This window comes from Xanthomonas sp. BRIP62411, assembly GCF_003993525.1.
Classification (GTDB): Bacteria; Pseudomonadota; Gammaproteobacteria; order Xanthomonadales; family Xanthomonadaceae; genus Xanthomonas; species Xanthomonas euroxanthea.
On sequence record NZ_QEZI01000011.1, the window covers coordinates 336,262 to 353,493 of the forward strand.

The 17,232-nt window shown below is 62.2% G+C and carries 15 protein-coding genes; 8 read left to right on the forward strand and 7 right to left on the reverse strand.

Going from position 1 to position 17,232, the window contains the following annotated elements; genetic code table 11:
- Positions 1-16: 16 nt before the first annotated feature.
- Positions 17-847, forward strand: a complete 831-nt coding sequence (locus EO139_RS09495; protein ID WP_126945627.1) for a DUF4198 domain-containing protein — start codon at positions 17-19, stop codon at positions 845-847.
- 104 nt (positions 848-951) lie between these two features.
- On the opposite strand, the gene EO139_RS09500 is transcribed toward EO139_RS09495, so the two are convergent.
- The 5 genes from EO139_RS09500 to EO139_RS09520 all read right to left on the reverse strand — a co-directional run bounded on the left by EO139_RS09500 (position 952) and on the right by EO139_RS09520 (position 7,772).
- Positions 952-4,092: a CusA/CzcA family heavy metal efflux RND transporter gene (locus EO139_RS09500; RefSeq protein WP_126945624.1), complete on the reverse strand. Its 3,141-nt coding sequence runs from the start codon at positions 4,090-4,092 to the stop codon at positions 952-954.
- Positions 4,089-5,603: an efflux RND transporter periplasmic adaptor subunit gene (locus EO139_RS21785; protein WP_126945621.1), complete on the reverse strand. Its 1,515-nt coding sequence runs from the start codon at positions 5,601-5,603 to the stop codon at positions 4,089-4,091. Before EO139_RS21785 ends, EO139_RS09500 begins: the two co-directional genes overlap by 4 nt.
- On the reverse strand, positions 5,600-6,904 hold the full coding sequence (locus EO139_RS09510) for a TolC family protein (RefSeq protein WP_206514012.1): 1,305 nt from the start codon (positions 6,902-6,904) through the stop codon (positions 5,600-5,602). The genes EO139_RS21785 and EO139_RS09510 overlap by 4 nt, the downstream gene beginning before the upstream one ends.
- Before the next feature lie 74 nt (positions 6,905-6,978).
- Positions 6,979-7,374 carry a hypothetical protein gene (locus EO139_RS09515; RefSeq protein WP_102254386.1) on the reverse strand — a complete coding sequence of 132 codons (396 nt, stop codon included), beginning with the start codon at positions 7,372-7,374 and terminating at the stop codon, positions 6,979-6,981.
- Positions 7,375-7,511: 137 nt separating this feature from the next.
- Positions 7,512-7,772 carry a cation transporter gene (locus EO139_RS09520; protein ID WP_126945618.1) on the reverse strand — a complete coding sequence of 87 codons (261 nt, stop codon included), beginning with the start codon at positions 7,770-7,772 and terminating at the stop codon, positions 7,512-7,514.
- A 103-nt stretch (positions 7,773-7,875) separates the two neighbouring features.
- Here EO139_RS09520 and EO139_RS09525 point away from each other — a divergent pair, with 103 nt between their 5' ends.
- The 4 genes from EO139_RS09525 (at position 7,876) to EO139_RS09540 (ending at position 12,597) form a co-directional block, all read left to right on the forward strand.
- Complete coding sequence (locus tag EO139_RS09525; protein ID WP_277601019.1) at positions 7,876-10,374, forward strand: heavy metal translocating P-type ATPase; 2,499 nt, start codon at positions 7,876-7,878, stop codon at positions 10,372-10,374.
- On the forward strand, positions 10,374-10,841 hold the full coding sequence (cueR, locus tag EO139_RS09530; RefSeq protein WP_196768840.1) for a Cu(I)-responsive transcriptional regulator: 468 nt from the start codon (positions 10,374-10,376) through the stop codon (positions 10,839-10,841). Before EO139_RS09525 ends, cueR begins: the two co-directional genes overlap by 1 nt.
- A gap of 335 nt (positions 10,842-11,176) precedes the next feature.
- Entirely contained in the window at positions 11,177-12,178 is a 1,002-nt protein-coding gene (locus EO139_RS09535) for an NAD(P)-dependent alcohol dehydrogenase (RefSeq protein WP_164737144.1), read from the forward strand.
- 26 nt (positions 12,179-12,204) lie between these two features.
- Positions 12,205-12,597, forward strand: coding sequence for a 4-oxalocrotonate tautomerase family protein (locus tag EO139_RS09540; protein ID WP_126945612.1), 393 nt, complete (start codon positions 12,205-12,207; stop codon positions 12,595-12,597).
- 68 nt (positions 12,598-12,665) lie between these two features.
- Here the strand turns inward: EO139_RS09540 and EO139_RS09545 are convergent, their stop codons facing one another.
- On the reverse strand, positions 12,666-13,268 hold the full coding sequence (locus tag EO139_RS09545) for a YkgJ family cysteine cluster protein (protein WP_074053024.1): 603 nt from the start codon (positions 13,266-13,268) through the stop codon (positions 12,666-12,668).
- A gap of 328 nt (positions 13,269-13,596) precedes the next feature.
- Here EO139_RS09545 and EO139_RS09550 point away from each other — a divergent pair, with 328 nt between their 5' ends.
- From EO139_RS09550 to EO139_RS09560, 3 genes are all read left to right on the forward strand, one after another.
- On the forward strand, positions 13,597-13,869 hold the full coding sequence (locus EO139_RS09550; protein ID WP_065031414.1) for a BPSL0761 family protein: 273 nt from the start codon (positions 13,597-13,599) through the stop codon (positions 13,867-13,869).
- A gap of 2 nt (positions 13,870-13,871) precedes the next feature.
- Positions 13,872-14,633 carry an SseB family protein gene (locus tag EO139_RS09555; protein WP_065031413.1) on the forward strand — a complete coding sequence of 254 codons (762 nt, stop codon included), beginning with the start codon at positions 13,872-13,874 and terminating at the stop codon, positions 14,631-14,633.
- Positions 14,634-15,716: 1,083 nt separating this feature from the next.
- Positions 15,717-16,043 (forward strand): DUF3653 domain-containing protein, encoded by a 327-nt coding sequence (locus tag EO139_RS09560; RefSeq protein ID WP_126970330.1) that lies wholly within the window; start codon positions 15,717-15,719, stop codon positions 16,041-16,043.
- Positions 16,044-16,077: 34 nt separating this feature from the next.
- Here EO139_RS09560 and EO139_RS09565 read toward each other — a convergent pair whose 3' ends face one another.
- Positions 16,078-17,232, reverse strand: a complete 1,155-nt coding sequence (locus EO139_RS09565) for a zonular occludens toxin domain-containing protein (protein WP_126970332.1) — start codon at positions 17,230-17,232, stop codon at positions 16,078-16,080.

Below are 17,232 nucleotides of genomic sequence, written 5' to 3' on the forward strand. Positions count from 1 at the left end.
CAAGGAGCTACACATCATGAGAAACATGCAACTATCCGCCGCACTACTGCTGTTCGCCGTGGCCGGCAGCGCCGGCGCGCACGACCTGTTTGTCGCTTTCTCCAAGCCCGGTACCGCAGCGGGCGAGGCGAACACCGCGTTGGTGAACAATGGCACCTTCGATGAAAGTGCAGGTGCAGTCCCCCGAACGCGTCTACAGGACGTTTCGCTGAGTCAGAGCGGCGCTAAGGCTGCCCCGGACTTGGCCAGTTGGAAAGAGGTCGGCAAGCAAAGCCAGCTCACCGTGCATCCGGCGGGCGAGGGCACCCATCTGCTGGGTGTCTCGACGATGGCTTCCACCAGTACCCGTACGGCCAGCGAGTTCGGCAAGTACCTGGAGCTGGAAGACTTGCCCGATACGCTGGCCACCTATGATGCAAGCAAGTTCCCCAAAGGGGTCACCTATAGCTATACCAAGCATGCCCGTGCCATTGGACAGGTGGGCACAAAACTGACCGACGACTTCGCTGCCTCGCTGGGCTATCCGTTGGAGATCCGCTTGGCCCGCAATCCTGGAAGCGTGAAGGTCGGCGAACAGCTGTCTTTCCAGGTGCTGCAGCAGGGCACGCCAGTGCCCAACCTGCGCGTGTACGTCGGCCATCGCGCTGACGCACCGGTCAAGGGCGGGCACGGTAGCGCTACGCTCCTGCGCACCGATGCCCAGGGCCAAGCCAGTTTCCAGGTGACCACCGCCAAGACCTGGTACATCCACACCAATCACATGATGCCCTCTACAAGAAAAGGGTTGGATTTTGTGTCGGATCGGGCGTCGCTGAGCTTTGAGATTTCCCCGCACGCCGGGCACTGATAAGTAAGCACGTAGGCGGTACTCTCCCCTTTGACGCCAGTCATGACTTCTTCCATGACTGGCGTCTTTTTGTGGGGACGGACCTCAAGTGCTCAGTCTGTCTCTCATTGGTCGCCCCGCGCCGCGCGCAATCCACGTCGCCGCACCAGATAGAACGCTGCGGGAATCACCACCATGGAGAGCACCGGTGCGGTGAGCATGCCACCCAGCATCGGCGCGGCGATACGTTGCATGACCTCCGAGCCGGCACCGGCACCGACGAAAAGCGGAAACAACCCGGCCAGGATGACGGCTACCGTCATCGCCTTCGGGCGCACCCGTTGCACGGCACCTTCGTAGATAGCCTCTTGCAGGGTAGACACATCTTCCGGCGCACCGCTGGCCAAGCGCTGCTCCCAGGCATGACGCAGGTACAGCAGCATGATGACGCCGAACTCAGCCGCAACGCCGCCCAGGGCGATGAATCCGATCATGCTGGCCACCGAAATCGCATGGCCCAGCCCCCAGATCAACCAGAAACCGCCCACCAACGCCAAGGGCAAGCTGAGCAGGATGATGGATACATCGCTAAGCCGGCGAAACACCATCCAGATGACCAGGAAGATGATCGCCAACGCCGCGGGCACCACCCATTGCAGGCGTGCCAATGCCCGTTGCAGATACTCGTACTGCCCCGACCAGGCCAGACCATAGCCGGCAGGCAAACTCACCTGAGTCTGCACCGCGGCTTGCAGGTCCTGGACCACCGATCCCAAGTCGCGATCGGCCACATCCACGTAGATGTAGCCCACCAACCGGCCGTTATCGCTCTTGAGCATCGGCGGGCCTGGGCTGATTGACAGCTCCGCCACCTGGCTCATGGTCAGTTGCACACCGCCTGGCGCGATCAGCGGCAGATCCTGCAAGGCCTGCAACGAGTCACGCTGGCCACGGGGGTAGCGCAAGACGATGGGATAGCGTTCGCGCCCCTCGATCGTTTCCCCGATTGGATCGCCGCCAACGACCGTGGCAATCAGTTGCTGGAGTTGGCCTTGAGTGAATCCGTAACGTGCAGCGATTTCCGGACGCACCTGTACATCGACATAGCGCCCACCCGTGACGCGTTCGGCCAGTGCCGAACTCACGCCGGGCACGGTCTTGGCCACCTGCTCGATCTGCTGGCTCAGGCGCTCGATCTGCTCCACATCCGGTCCGGAGACCTTGATCCCAATCGGGCTCTTGATGCCGGTGGCCAACATATCGATGCGATTGCGAATGGGCGGGACCCATAGGTTGGTCAGACCGGGAATCTTGACCGCTGCGTCCAACTCCTGGCGCAGCTTCTGAGGGGTCATGCCCGGGCGCCATTGATCCCGCGGCTTGAAGGTCACGGTGGTCTCAAACATTTCGATCGGGGCCGGATCGGTCGCACTTTCGGCACGGCCCGCCTTGCCGAACACGTGCTCAACCTCCGGTACGGTCTTGATCATCCGGCCCGAGAGCTGGAGCAACTGACGGGCCTTGTCGGCGGACAGGCCGGGCAGGGCCGTGGGCATGTACAACAGGCTGCCTTCTTCCAAGGGCGGCATGAACTCACTGCCCAACCGGCTAAAGGGGATCAAGGTGAGCACTAGCAGCAGGCCGCTGAGCAGCAAGGTGACACCGGGATGTTTGAGGACCCACAGCAGGATGGGCCGATAGCCAGCGATCAGGATGCGATTGATGGGGTTCTGCTGTTCCGGGCGGATGTGGCCGCGGATCAGGTAGCCCATCAAGACCGGGATTAAGGTCACCGACAACCCTGCTGCGGCGGCCATCGCGTAGGTCTTGGTGTAGGCCAAGGGCGAGAACAATCGCCCTTCTTGCGCCTGCAGGGCAAAAACCGGCACGAAAGACAGGGTGATGACCAGCAAGCTGGCGAACAGGGCCGGTCCGACCTCGGCCGCCGAGCGGGCCATCAACTGCCAGCGCTCCTCACCCTGAGGTTCCCGGCCCTGCTCCTCCCGCCAGTGCTCCAGATGCTTGTGTGCATTTTCGATCATCACCACCGCTGCATCGACCATCGCACCAATGGCGATGGCAATGCCGCCTAATGACAGCAAGTTGGCGGAGATCCCCTGGGCGTGCATCACGATGAAGGCCGCCAGGATACCCAAGGGTAGGGTGATGACGGCCACCAACGCCGAGCGTAGGTGCCACAGGAACAGCAGGCATACCAGCGCTACGACCAGGAACTCTTCGCCAAGCTTGTGGGTGAGGTTGCGTACCGCATCCTGGATCAGCTCGGAGCGGTCGTACACCGGCACCACTTCCACGCCCTCGGGCAAGCTGGATTGCAACGCCTGCAGTCGCGCTTTGACGTTCCGAATGGCCCCCAAGGCATCCTTGCCGGTCCGCAGGACGATCACGCCGCCGGCCACCTCACCTTGACCATCCAACTCTGCGATACCACGACGGAAGACCGGCCCCCGACTGATCGTGGCCACCTCGCCGAGCAAGACGGGGATGCCGTCGTTGCTGGTTACCGGCACCTGTTCGAATGCCTCCTGTGTGCGCAGGTAGCCTTCGCTACGCACCATCAGTTCGGCTTCGCCTTGTTCGATCACGGAGCCCCCGGTAGCGCCGTTGGCCGCATCCACCGCCTCGATGAGCTCGGCCACCGTCAGTCCACGGGCCGCCAACGCCTGCGGATCCGGCTGGATCTGCCAAGCGCGCACCGCACCGCCCACACTGGCTACTTCAGCCACGTCCGGTACGGTTTTTAGCTCATAACGAAGAAACCAGTCTTGCAACGCACGCAGCTGCCCCACATCACGTTGACCGGTCCGATCCACCAGCGCGTACTGGTAGATCCAGCCCAGTCCTGTCGCATCAGGACCCAGCGCCGGATTCACATTCGGTGGAAGTCGATCGCGCACCTGGCTCAAGTACTCGAGCACTCGAGAGCGAGCCCAGTACAGATCAGTGGCATCGTCAAACAGGATGTAGACGAACGAATCACCGAAGAAGGAGAAGCCGCGTACCGCCTTCACGCCCGGGACGGACAACATCGTGGTGGCCAACGGGTAGGTCACCTGGTCTTCGATGATGCGCGGGGTTTGCCCCGCCCATTGCGTGCGGATGATGACCTGGGTATCGGACAGGTCCGGCAGCGCATCCAGCGGCGTGTTCTTTACCGACCAGATACCGACCACCGCCAGCAGCGCGGCGGCAACCAGCACCAGCACGCGATTGGCGATGCAAGCATGGATCAGGCGCGCGATCATGGCGTGCCCTCCATCGCTTCGGACATGACGTCGCTTGCCTGGCAATCAGCGGCTGCGGCGGGGCCGAACTTGGGTACCAACTGCATATCCATGAACGGTGACTTGCCCGGCTTGTCGAAATGCTTCTCCGGCACCATCGGGTCATACCAATACTGCACAGGGCAGCGCGGCGGCGTAGAGGTGGAGGTCCCTGGCGCGACAGGCGCAGGCTGTCTGGACGGTGACGGCACGACAGTGCGAGGGTCGTGCCCGGCGTCATGGCGCTCGTGCACACCTGATGCGCTGGCAGGGCTTGTCGGTTGTGCAGCGCCCAGGCGCTCCAACGCACCGGAGAGACTGGCTTCAGAGTCGAGCAGGAACTGACCCGAGACGACCACGCGTTCACCACCGGCCAAGCCTGCCACGATCTGCGTGCGCCCTTGCACGCTACGTCCGACACTCACCCGCACTGGCCGAAAGCTCCCGTCCGGATCCTGCACGATGACCCGGCTGTCCCGCCCGGTGGCGATCAGCGCCTCCGTGGGAACGACTGGCAGGGCCTGCTCGGCATCGGGCTGCACCAGAACCTCGGCGAACATGCCCGGCACCAGCCGACGCTGCGGGTTGCGCAGCACAATTCGCGCCCGCTGCGTGCGACTAGCCATGTCGACCTGGGGAAGCAACGCATGGATCTGTCCGGCAAAGCGCTCTGCCGGCCAGGCACTGACCGTGGCCTGCACTGAGGTCCCCGGCCGCAAGGTGCCCAGCGCTGCCTGGGGCACCGAGGCCTCCAGCCACAGCGTGTCCAGCCCATTGATCTTGAACAGTGGCGTACCGGGCATCACCGTCTGCCCCTCGCGTGCCAGGATCTCGGTCACGACACCACTGTGGTCTGCGCCAAGCACGACGCCACTTCTGGCCGAGGCGCCAGAAGGAACACCCAACGAACGCAACCGTTGTTGCGCCGCACCCTGTAGCTCACGCGCACCCGCGGACTGAGCTTGGCTCAGGGCATGTGCTTCGGCGATGGCCGCGTTCCATGCCGGGGCCTGCACGGTGGCCAGCGCTTGACCACGACGAACCTCGGTAAACGGCGCCTTTACCTGCACGTGGGTGATCAAGCCTTCCATGCGCGCACTGACCAGGGTTTCCTGGGTCAGATCCCACGTCAGTGTGCCCGGCACGCGTACGGCAGTCCCTAGTGACTCTACCGTCACTTCCTGAGTGCGTATGCCCACGTTCTGCTGCAGGCGCGGATCGATCTGCGTTCCGCCCCCCATGGCCTCATCTGCGTATTTGGGCAGCAACTCCATATCCATGAACGGAGATTTGCCCGGCTTGTCGAATCGCTGCTCCGGCGCCATGGGGTCGTACCAGTACAGCACCTTGCGTGCTTGATCTGCGCCGCTCGTGCCGGTGGGCGGGGTGGTATCAGAGGTTCGAGTCATCCTGGCGTAGCCGCCGGCAAAGCCGAGCGCCAGCAACCCGAGGGCCACGGCGAGCTGTGTGAGACGCGTCTTGGTCGGGCTCATGGCGTGTTCTCCTCATGGGGAAGCAGATAGGCCAGTGCCGCCCAGGCACGGCCCTGTTCGCCCAGCAGACGGGCGTTCTCCAGTTTCAATTCGATCTCATCGCGCCGCGCTTCCAGCCACGGCTGCAGGTCGGCACCGGCGCCGTAGGCGGCCAACGCCGTGCGCGCGCGATCGCGCGCCAAAGGCAGGCTCTGCGTGTTCTGACGCTCCAATTGGCCGGTTAACCCGCGCCATCGCGCTATCGCGCGTTGCACCGACTCGGCTTGGATGCGCCGGGCCTCATCGCGCTCTGCGGACACTGCCTCCAGCTCGGCCCGCCGTGCCGCGATGCCTCGTGCTTGGCGGTTCTTCTGGAACAGCGGCAGGCCCACACCCACTTCCACCATAAGCATGTCGCTGCGCGCCATGCCGTCGGGTGCGCGCTCGCGACGTCCGTAGGTGAGCTCCACACTCCAATCCGGGCGGGTTTCGGCCACGGCCGCATCCACCTGGGCCTGGGCTAAGCTCTGGCGTGCCTCCCAGCCCAGTAGTGGCGAGTGCTGGTCCAGTTTGGCCAGCAGTTGGGTGGGCTCCAATGGCAACTGCGAAAAATCCGGTGCCGCACCACTGGCCAAGATCGCCTCTGGTGCAATACCTAACCACCGCGCCAGGCCGGCCTGCGCCGCGGCGTGCTCCGCATGTACCTGCTCCAGGCGATTGTCCAACTGCAGTAGGACGGCCTGGGCGGCAAGCACGTCACTGGCCCCGGCCGTGCCACCTGCCAAGCGAGCACGCGCCGCACGCTCGGCTATGCGTGCCGGCTCGCGCAAACCTTCCAACGCATCTACGGCTTGCTGCGTACTCCACAGCTCGATCCAGGCCAGCGCGGCCGCTTGGGCCACCATCTGCTGTTCGGCCATCGACAGTGAGCGCGCTTGCGCCAGCGTCGCTTGCGCCAGCGCGTGCTCGGCACGTCGTTTCGCACGCGCAGGAAACTCCTGCATCAGACCGACTTGCTGGGTGGTCATCTCATCGGCCCGCAGGCTGAAGGCATCGGGTCCGCTGACAGGCCAGTTCGCCAGCCCCACGATCAAACGTGGGTCGGGCAGCGCGCCAGCACGCGCGGCTTCTTCGGTACTGGCATCGATCTGGGATCGACGCACCTGCAGGGTTGGGGCGTTAGCAAGCGCCCGTTGTAGGGCTTCTGTGTAGCTGATCGGGATAGCGGGCGATGCCGCCACCACAGGACCACTGAGCGCCAAGGCAAACACGAATCCACACGCCATCCTGCGCCTTGCACGCAAGAAGAAAGACATCTCCATAAGACCTCCGGACAAACGACAACGAGCGCGCTGCAACGCATGCAGCACGAGCACGGGTCAATCCAGGAGGGGTCTTAAATCAGCAGGCTACAGAAGCGCTGCAGGGGAGGCGGATCGGACACGCACACCGGAACATCCCGATAGAACTGCGCGTGTACCGGTGGCAACAGAGCCTGCACGAGCGCGAAGGCGGCCAGCGCGGGCTGGTAAGGCACTTGAGGGGCCTTCGCATCGGCCGTGGCGATGTGATCGCGCTGGCAATGCTGGTCGCACAACGCCGGAGCATCGGGATCCGGCGCGGACATCTCTTCGCAACCGACCATCAGGGTCGCTTGTCCAGCTTCCACCGATTCCAGCGGACAGGCGTAAGCCACCAGCGCCAGTTGCTGCAGCAGCAGCGCCCACAGTCCCAGCCATGCCAGTCGGGCACGAGAACGGGGGCGCCGCCATCGCCTCAGCAGCTTCACCATGACAGCTCCCACACGCCCGAAGCAGCGCCTGTGGACGCTGGGCAGATCAGGGTAGGGGACGTGCGAGCTCTCATGATGGCCAGTCTAGCCCTCTTGGGGCTGACTGGCATTGATCAGGATCAAGCCCTCGCGCGGACTCAGCTGTGGCATCCGCCGCAGCAGGAGGATGCGGCCGGGGCGGCCGGCGTGCCAGCCTCAGAAGGGAGCACGGCGGCGATCACATAGCCTTGCCGCTGGATAGCCTCAACCGCCTGTTCTACGGCAAGCAGGCCCTCGATCTTGATCATGCCACTGCCCAGATCGACGTCCACCTGGGCGTGGGGGTCAAGGGCCTGAATGGCTTGGGTCACCGTTCGGACACAGTGACCACAGGTCATACCTTCAACAACGAGATTCATGGACAACCCTCCAAAAGCATCGGCGGTTTGCCGACGCTGTCACGATGAGCCTTCCCACGGTGGGAAGGTCAAACGACAGGCGAGTTGAGTGGAGAACCGTCCCGTGTTGTTGACCTTCCCATCATGGGAAGGCTCAGGCTACCTGCTCGTTCCTATTGGCCCTTACTCCATGGACTTAACGCTCACCTTGCCGCAACCGGTGCCTGCGGCCACCCATCGCTTCAGTGTCGCCGGCATGACATGCGCCTCATGTGTAGGCCGGGTAGAGCGCAGCTTGCGGGCCGTTACCGGCGTGAGCGATGCGTCGATCAATCTGGCAACAGAAGTGGCCGAGGTAACCGCGCCGGCAGCCGCGTTGCCCGCCTTGATCGCGGCGGTGAAGCAGGCCGGTTATGAGGTTGCCAGCCAGGAGCGGGATCTGATCATCGAAGGGATGACCTGCGCTTCATGTGTGGCACGGGTAGAGCGTGCGCTGCGTGCTGTGCCGGGCGTGATGGAGGTGTCGGTCAATCTGGCCACCGAGCGTGCGCGCATACGGGCCACGTCACTGGTGGAGGTCACATCCCTGGTCGCCGCCGTCAGCGCAGCGGGTTATCGCGCGGTCGAACCGCAGACACTGGAAGGCAAGATCGATACAGCGCCGGCGCGCCAGGCGCTCAGTGGTGACACCCTTAAACTGCTGATCGCTGCGGCCCTCTCACTGCCATTGGTCGTCCCGATGCTGGGATGGGTCGCAGGTCAGCACTGGATGCTGCCGGGCTGGATGCAGTTCTTGCTCGCAACGCCGGTGCAGTTCTGGATCGGTGCGCGCTTTTATCGCGCCGGATGGCATGCACTGCGCGCCGGCACGGGCAACATGGATCTGCTGGTCGCTTTGGGGACCAGCGCCGGTTATGGATTGAGTGTCTATCACTTGTTCAATGATGCCGGACACCACGGCGATGCCGCGCTGTACTTCGAGACCTCGGCGGTCATCATTACCTTGATCCTGCTGGGCAAGTGGTTAGAGGCCCGCGCCAAGCAACAGACCACGCAAGCGATCCGGGCCTTGCAAGCACTGCGGCCAGCCACCGCACGCGTGTATCAGGACGGACAAGAGCGCGAGGTTGCCATTCACGAGGTTGCCGTCTCGGACATTGTCAGTGTGCGGCCAGGCGAGCGCATCCCCGTGGACGGCGTGATCGCGGAGGGCCGCACGCATGTCGATGAGTCCTTGATCACCGGGGAATCCATGCCCGTGGCGCGCGGGGAGGGCGATCGCATCACCGGTGGGGCCATCAATGGTGAAGGCCGCATCCTGGTGCGCACACTGGCCATCGGCGCCGAGACCGCCTTGTCTCGGATCATTCGCCTCGTGGAGGATGCACAGGCCAAGAAGGCACCTATCCAGCGAACCGTGGATCGGGTGAGCGCGATCTTCGTGCCGGTAGTGATCGGCCTGGCTTTGCTCACGCTGCTCGGCTGGGGTCTGGCAACGGGTGATTGGAACCAGGCGATCCTGAGCGCGGTAGCGGTGCTGGTCATCGCATGCCCGTGCGCGCTGGGGTTGGCGACCCCGACCGCGATCATGGCCGGCACCGGCGTGGCCGCCCGAGCGGGCATTCTGGTCAAGGATGCCGAGGCGCTGGAAGTGGCACGTACCGTAAAGGTGGTGGCCTTCGACAAGACAGGCACGTTGACCCAAGGACGTCCTGTACTGACCGAAGAGATTGCCACCCGTGGCCATGCGGCCGATCTGTTGCCGTTGGCGGCGGCCCTGCAGCAAGGCAGCGAGCATCCCTTAGCCAAGGCCGTACTGAGCGTGATGGGCCAGCGCGCCATTCCGCTTGCACGCGACGTGCAGGCGGTGCCTGGCCGCGGCATTACCGGCAAGGTGGATGGCAGGAACCTGTTGCTGGGCAGTACCCGCATGATGCTTGAGCATGGCGTCGTGCTCACGGCATTGCAGACCCGGGCCGAACTACTCAGCCAGACCGGCCACACGGTGTCCTGGCTGGCAGAGCAGGGCACCGATCATCCGCAGTTGCTCGGGATACTGGCTTTTGAGGATCCGCCGCGTCTGGGTGCAGCCGCGGCTGTTCAACGGCTGCACACGCTGGGTTTGCGCACCGTCATGATTTCTGGCGACAACCCCGGCGCGGCCGCCTCGGTGGCCAAGGTGCTGGGCATCCAAGAGGTGCGCGCCAATGTATTGCCTGAGCAGAAAGCCGCGTTGGTCGCTGAATTGGCTCAGGTGGCACCGGTGGCCATGGTCGGCGACGGTGTCAACGATGCGCCAGCGCTGGCTGCCGCCAACTTGGGGGTGGCCATGGGAACCGGTACCGATGTGGCGATGCATGCCGCTGGGGTTACCCTAATGCGCGCTGAGCCGGGTCTCATCGCCGATGCCATCGACATTTCCCGCCGCACGACCCGCAAGATCCATCAGAACCTGTTCTGGGCTTTCGGTTACAACGTGGTCGGGATTCCTCTGGCGGCCTTGGGCTTGCTTGATCCGGTCATCGCTGGCGCAGCGATGGCCTTGTCCAGTGTGAGCGTGATTGCCAACACGCTGCTGTTGCGCCGTTGGCAGCCAACCAAGATCGATGTGGGAGAGGCATGATGGCAACCAGACGCAGCTCCAAGGCACTGCGACCCGAACTGGCCGACGCGCGCGAAGCCGGATTGCATAACATTGGCGAAGCCGCCGCGCTTAGCGAGGTCAGCGCCAAGATGATTCGCCACTATGAAGGGATCGATCTGATCCCTCCGGCTAGTCGCACCTTTGCGGGCTATCGCCTTTACACCGATGCCGATGTGCACAGGCTTCGGTTCATTCGTCGTGCCCGCAACCTGGGATTCTCCATCAAACAAATCCAATCGCTCTTAGGCTTGTGGAGCGATGACCGGCGAGCCAGCGCCCAGGTCAAGAAACTGGCCCAGGGCCACATCGACGATCTGCAGATCAAGATTACCGAGATGCAGGCCATGCAGCGAACGCTGCGCGACCTGGCCAGTCGATGCCATGGCGACAACCGCCCGGAATGTCCGATTCTGGACGATTTGGCGAGCCCGACGAACGGGCATTGACGTTCCCACAGTAGGAAGCCTGAGGCTGGCTGTCCGCCCGGCTCGGAGCAGCAAAGCATGCATCGACTACATATCCCCGCCATGGCCTGCAGCGCATGTGTGGCGCCCATTCGACGTGCGTTGATGAGCGTAGACCCTTCGATGCGGGCGCAGTTCATGCCGGACCAACGCCGCATCGGCCTCGAAACCCGCCGACCGCTTGAGCTGATAAAGCAAGCACTCAGCTCGATTGGCTATCCGGCCCACATTGTTCATTAGTGGCGCCATCAAAAAATGCGATGTGCCATTGCACCATCTCGGTCGCCGCCTCTCACCAAACTCGCCGAATGAGCCTCATGCACGCCTACCGCGTCATCCGTGGACAGGGGCCACAAAGCCTTCACAGAATCGAGGTTCCGCACCCGTCCTTGGGTGATAACCAAGTCTTGCTGGCCGTCAAGGCCGCCTCGCTCAACTACCGTGACTTACTCGTCGCCCACGGCCAGATGGGAGCCGGTGAAGCCCGCATCCCATTGTCGGATGCCGCCGGACAAGTAGTCACTACAGGTCCGGCGGTCACCGAGTTCTCCATCGGTGATGCCGTTCTCCCCATCTTCTTTCCGCTGTGGATCGAAGGATTTCCCAGTGACGAAGCGCTGTCCATGTCGCTGGGTGGCAACATCGACGGTGTGCTGACGACACATCTGGTGGTCGATCAAAGCGCGTTGGTGCACGCGCCACGCACTTTGTCATGGGAGCAAGCCTCTACGATCGCGTGTGCAGGAGTCACTGCCTGGCACGCGTTATTTGAGTTGGGCGCGCTGCCCGACGGTGCTCATGTGCTGATTCAGGGCACCGGCGGCGTGTCTACTTGGGCGGTCCAGCTTGCGCTTGCCGCGGGTTTGCGCGTCACAGTGCTCTCTGGGAGAGAAGAGGGCATCGCGCACATGGTGGCATTAGGGGCACAGTCCACCATCAACTACAACACCGACCCCAACTGGGACGAAACAGTGCTCCACACCACCGGCGGCGTAGACCTGGTGATGGATATCGGTGGAGCCGGCACGATTGCTCGCTCGCTGCGAAGTCTGCGCCCCGGCGGCCGAGTCGTGACCATCGGTGGTGTCGCTGGCGGATTTGCATTGAGCATCGATCCATTCTCACTCATCGGCGGAAAGTCGCTCACCGGAGTGGTAGTGGGGTCCAAGAGAATGACCCAAGCCCTTATCCGCTTCATCGACGATCACGCCATCGTGCCGGTTATCGACACCATCTTTCCTTTTGCTGAAGCTGCTGCCGCGTTTGCGCGCATGGAACATGGAAGGCCCATCGGCAAAGTGGTCATCGCCATCAACTAGCCTCTCGGCTTCACACGTGCTCCTTCATGCCTCTGATCAACATCAAAGTCTCTGCATCTTCGTCTCCCGCGCTGACCGCGAAGATATCTACCCAGGTGAGCGATCTGACCAGCCGGATTCTAGGAAAGAAGGCGGGCCTGATCGCGACGATCATCACGTATATCCGCCCTGAAGATTGGCTGATCGGAGGAAAGACGCTGAGCGAGATTGGCGTCTCAAGCTTCTCGCTGGAGATCATCGTGACGGATGAGACCAACACCAAAGCGGAGAAGGCAGAGAATCTTGCCGAGGTATTCGCCTGCTTTGAGCGCCTGTTAGGCCCCGTGCACCCGACAAGCTATGTACATGTCCACGATGCGCGCGCCTCGGCCTATGGCTACGGTGGGCGTACGCAAGAAGCGCGGTTCCATCAGTCCTGACATTCCCGTTGCGCGCATATCTCGCATAAAAGGGCGCTGTCGGGTCAAGTTTTCAGGCACTCCCATGCCTAGGAGCTTTCGCCGGGTACCGCAAAGATCTGTCTAATGTCCATGGGGGTCGTGCGGCCATCTTTTGCTACGAGCTCATGAAAAGCTTCTTGAACTTTGGAGAGTTGGGCCATTGGCAAAGTGATTTCGCCCGATCTGACCGGATCGCACCAGTACGCCGTGTTGGTCAACGCAACATGCTGGCGGCAAACCATTGGACGGTCCTCGTAGATCGAGCATTGTTCCTGGATGAGGAAGGGGCAGGGCGAACCATGGAAGTCGGCACTAGGAAGCGACTTCGGCAATCGAGAATGCGAGGAGCGCTTCTCAATAAGCTCGGCCTCAACGGGATAAAGGTGCACCGGGTAGTGGCAACATGCCGAGCACCCCGCACTGCATGCGACATAGGGAGCCATCGCAGCGGACAGGATCTCCATTTCCTTGTGCAAGGCGCGCAGCTTTTTTATCGGGCTTCCAGGCAAGGCGGCCAGCCGACTGGCCAAGCTGGCTTCTCTGTCTTGGATTTCCATCGGAATGCCAGTAAGCATTCGATCGAAATTCGCCTGAGCATTCTTCTTGGCCTGAGCAGGATCGCTCTCTGAGTCATCCGTTTGCTGCGTCATCGGTGCCCCTCAAGCGTGCCGGGTTGATTCTCGAAACCTACCAAGCCTGCGCCCATCATGCTCGCGGAACTGAAGGCTATCAGTGCTGGAGCGTCCGGCGCGGGCTAGCCGCAACGTGAGCAAGACACCAATCGAGGGCGGAGCCACTCAGACACCAGACTCACCATACCGGCCACGCCGCGGCTTTACATAAGCGACGTTATGCGAAGTAAGTTATTGATTGTATTACATTAACACAGGAATCGCAAGGTCCATAGTTGCACCGTGCGCTGGCCGGCGACAAACGCGATAAGCTAAGCATTCCTTAGTACTAGTCATTCTTGATGTCATGACGATGCCATCTGAGCGAACCCGCAATGTGCTGCAGGCGGGCGCATTCCTCAGGCAGCTAGCGGCCAGCCAAGCCGTGCCCAAAGAGGTGCGGCAAGAGGCATGTCGACTGCTGCGGCACTATCCAACCGTCAGCGACATCGAGGCGATTGCTGAGCACGAACAGCGGCTGCGAGCGCTGACCCAGTCGGCCTTCGTGCGACCCTACCTGAGCAGCGAGATCGAGGCGGATTGGTTCTCCGGGTACCCGCTTGGCCCTCATCGCATCTGACCATGAAGCAATCGAGCAGGCCGCGTGGAAGAGGGACTACGTCTGCGGAGACAGCGCTGGAGGCTTCCTTTGAACGGGCCCGCGACAGTGCAGCCGAGGAACGCGCATTCTTCAAGCGACTGATGGATGCGATCGTGTACGTACATGCGCCCGTCTCGGACGACGCTCTGACACTGCGACTGGTCCAGTTCCGCCATCCTGACGGTTTCGATGCGATCCCTTTCTTTACCTCGCTCGACAAGGCGCAGGCGGCCAGCTCGGCTGCTGTCAGAATTCTGGGAGTATCAGGCCGTGAGCTGCTAACCGGTACTCGCGGCGCGACGTTGATGCTCAATCCCAACGACGGTGGCGTTGTCCTGTACCCGGAAGAGGTTGCGACATTGTTGGATACGGGCTTTCTGGCCAGGGTGGAACGGCTGGCGCCGGCGGAGTTCGCGGTGAGACCTGCCCAGGCCGCACCGGCTTGGCTCGCTCCGGCCATCAGCGGCAGCCTTGAGCACGCCGACTTCGTCTCGTCGGCGTATCTCCTGGAAACTAACTCGTCAGGGGGCGTCGAACAGCCTCCCGGTCTGCTGATCTGGCTGGTGGTCGACCTGGCTTTCGCCGAGCGGGCGGCTCGTCTGGTGACCACCGCCATACAGCCCTTATGCTCAGATTTGGACGTAATCATCGACTTGGCGGTCCATGACGTATCGCTGCCTTTGCCGGCGGGCTTGGATGATCCCCAGATCCTGCCCATATTCACGAGAATCAAGCCAACTTGAGCGCAGCTCATCGGCCTCTGAGCCCTGAAGACAAGCTACTAGCACTCCTTCCGGAATTGACCGAGGAAGAGAAGGATCGGCGGACCCGCGAGGGTATGGCCGACGTCGACGCTGGACGTACGATCCCGCACGAGGAACTACTGCAATGGATCAGGCGACGGTCGGAGCCTTCCTGAGCAGTACTCCAGGAATGCCTGTGTCACGCGGCTTCTGGGTCGATCAAGCCTAGGTCTGTAATCCACGAACTGCCTGACGTCGAGGGGTGTTTCCTCGTTGAATCATGGTGTTAGAGCCGATTCGGCTGTTTTTCTCACGAATCCCTGCCGACCCTCAACATGAGGAGCGGTTGCGGGACCTCACACAGTCGGCGTTTGTGCGGCCTTACTTGACCTCGCAGTTCGAGCAGGACTGGTTCCGCAGTTACCCCAAAGGTCCTCATCGGATTTGAGCGACGGCACGTATCTTCGTAGGCAATCGCCTGCATCGTCAGCTCAACGGGCCTTCGCCCGCAACGAACGCCTGGATCAGCAACTGGCGACGTTGAACGTGTGACTGGAAGCGCAGGGGGCGACAGCACCAGCAGGAGCGCGGGGAATTTCGGAACCGGGTTGGCGCCACCGGAAAGCATGCGCTGGGCAAGGTCGATCAGGCCCGCCATTTACGTTAAGCGATCTGCCTCAGCAGCTGCGCGGGCCATAGAGCCCAAAACCCGTGACAGGCAGCGGCAAGCAAGGACGCCAAACGCCGGGCCACCTTCAATTGTTCGCCCCCCAGAGTGCGCGACTGGGAAAACCAGGCACTCATTACTGCGTTCCCGGAACTATAGACCCCCTTGACTGCGTTAAATGGATACTCAGAGTGCGTCGGTGGACCATCAAAGAGTGCGGTGCCCATGAGGCTGTTGGTTAGAAATTGCTGCGCTCAACACCAAAGCCAGATCCAGCGCAGCCGCGCCCGCATCGCCCGATACGATATTTCGCATAATGTATATTATGTCAATCCGCATCCGCCGGCTGCTGGGTTTGCTTGCTTCTGCACTCACACCGCGGCGGCGACGATGGCGTGCCGAATGGAGCTCGGCACATGCGTAATCGAACACTGACCGGCCAATGGGCCGGTTTTTCGTTTCAGAACGGCTACCTGGTGACGCCTGAAGGAAGATCAATCGCTCCTGCAGATCTGCAGTGGCTGTCGCTGACCTGCACCATCGCCAGGGAGTGGACAACCATGATGGCCGAGGAGCGCGCCAGAAAGCCACCCAGGCGGCCCGCAGGCGTGATCTACCTGCGCGATGAGCTGAGGACCCGCAGGAAGCGCAAGGCGGGTCTTCAGTGGGTGGCTGAGGGCGTGGGCGGCGATGACGAGGGATCATCGTTGCCGAAGGCGCGGAGGCGCAACGGCCGCGAGTGAGGCGTTATCCGTAGGGGCGATGCCCCTACACCCGCTACATCTGCAACGTTGTTGGACCGGTATAGCTCTGGGTCTTGTAACCGGGCGACTCTGGCATGGTGCCCTGCGAACGCGGAGCCGTGCTGATGACGCTGCCCGTAATCGCGCCAGACGACACAACAGGCTCAACGGGGAGCACGGGCGCAACCTGGGGTGCGGGGGCAATGGACGGCGGCTTATATGGGTTGTATGGCGTGCTGTTCCTGGCAACCGTGCGGCACTCGGGTTGGCTAATTTCGTACTTGGTGCCCTGCTCTGTCATGCAGCTACAAGACGCATCGCGGTGATTGCCATGCGCATCGGTGCCGGCGAGGCTGGACATGCAGTAAAGCTGCGGCTGACCAGCTGGCGAACCGCCATCGTAGATGGGTGCAGTCCAGGGCATGGTAGCGAACCGCGCAACGTGTGCCTTGGCATAGTCGGTGGGCGTTTCATAGGTGCGCGCGGCCCCGCCCGCCCCCGAACTACGTCCCAGGGCAGTCGGTGACGCGCGGCCGTTGGTGCTGGTGCGTTCTGATTCGAACTCAGCGTTGCGCCGGTCGTAATTCCATTTCAGGCCGTACATAACGACAACCAGCACGATCAGGCCGACACCAATCCAACGAATCCACATAGGGACGCTGCGCTTGGTGGTGACCATCGTGGTCGATGTGTAGTAATCGAACACGTACTTGGGACGCACCCAATCGCGCACGTCTGAGCAGTGGCCTTGCACGTTGGATTGATATTGCGTCCAGCGCTTGAGCTTCGTTTTCGACTTAAAAATGGACGTTTGCCGCACATGGCAATGTTCTTCGTACAAGCCGCGCAAGAAGGGATCGAGCTGCAAACCCTGCTGCGCGATGAGGATGAAATCGAACCCGCGATGCCGATGGCGGGCCATGGCATCGACGTGTGCAGGCACCTTGGCACCGGGGTTGCGGTTGGGAAAGACGGTGTAGCACTCATCGAGTAACACCACAGATCCATCAGGCAACGCTTCCCACTGCGTGGGGTCTTCGATGTGCTTGAAGCCGGCTTTTTCGTAGTCGAGATCCTTGACGCCATGCGCGTAGATCGTGCGGCCCTCTTTCTTGAACTGGAACGCTTTGTCCAGCGCATAGGCGGTTTTGCCGTGGCCGGGCTGGCCAGTAACGAGATAGAGACCCAT

Coding starts and splice junctions, on each gene's coding strand:
- EO139_RS09535 (WP_164737144.1), top strand. CDS start 11,177: ATGCACGCCTACCGCGTCATCCGTGGACAGGGGCCACAAAGCCTTCAC.
- EO139_RS09520 (WP_126945618.1), bottom strand. CDS start 7,772: ATGAATCTCGTTGTTGAAGGTATGACCTGTGGTCACTGTGTCCGAACG.
- EO139_RS09540 (WP_126945612.1), top strand. CDS start 12,205: ATGCCTCTGATCAACATCAAAGTCTCTGCATCTTCGTCTCCCGCGCTG.
- EO139_RS09545 (WP_074053024.1), bottom strand. CDS start 13,268: ATGACGCAGCAAACGGATGACTCAGAGAGCGATCCTGCTCAGGCCAAG.
- EO139_RS09555 (WP_065031413.1), top strand. CDS start 13,872: ATGAAGCAATCGAGCAGGCCGCGTGGAAGAGGGACTACGTCTGCGGAG.
- EO139_RS09565 (WP_126970332.1), bottom strand. CDS start 17,232: ATGGGTCTCTATCTCGTTACTGGCCAGCCCGGCCACGGCAAAACCGCC.
- cueR (WP_196768840.1), top strand. CDS start 10,374: ATGGCAACCAGACGCAGCTCCAAGGCACTGCGACCCGAACTGGCCGAC.
- EO139_RS09510 (WP_206514012.1), bottom strand. CDS start 6,904: ATGGAGATGTCTTTCTTCTTGCGTGCAAGGCGCAGGATGGCGTGTGGA.
- EO139_RS09550 (WP_065031414.1), top strand. CDS start 13,597: ATGACGATGCCATCTGAGCGAACCCGCAATGTGCTGCAGGCGGGCGCA.
- EO139_RS21785 (WP_126945621.1), bottom strand. CDS start 5,603: ATGAGCCCGACCAAGACGCGTCTCACACAGCTCGCCGTGGCCCTCGGG.
- EO139_RS09500 (WP_126945624.1), bottom strand. CDS start 4,092: ATGATCGCGCGCCTGATCCATGCTTGCATCGCCAATCGCGTGCTGGTG.
- EO139_RS09515 (WP_102254386.1), bottom strand. CDS start 7,374: ATGGTGAAGCTGCTGAGGCGATGGCGGCGCCCCCGTTCTCGTGCCCGA.
- EO139_RS09495 (WP_126945627.1), top strand. CDS start 17: ATGAGAAACATGCAACTATCCGCCGCACTACTGCTGTTCGCCGTGGCC.
- EO139_RS09560 (WP_126970330.1), top strand. CDS start 15,717: ATGCGTAATCGAACACTGACCGGCCAATGGGCCGGTTTTTCGTTTCAG.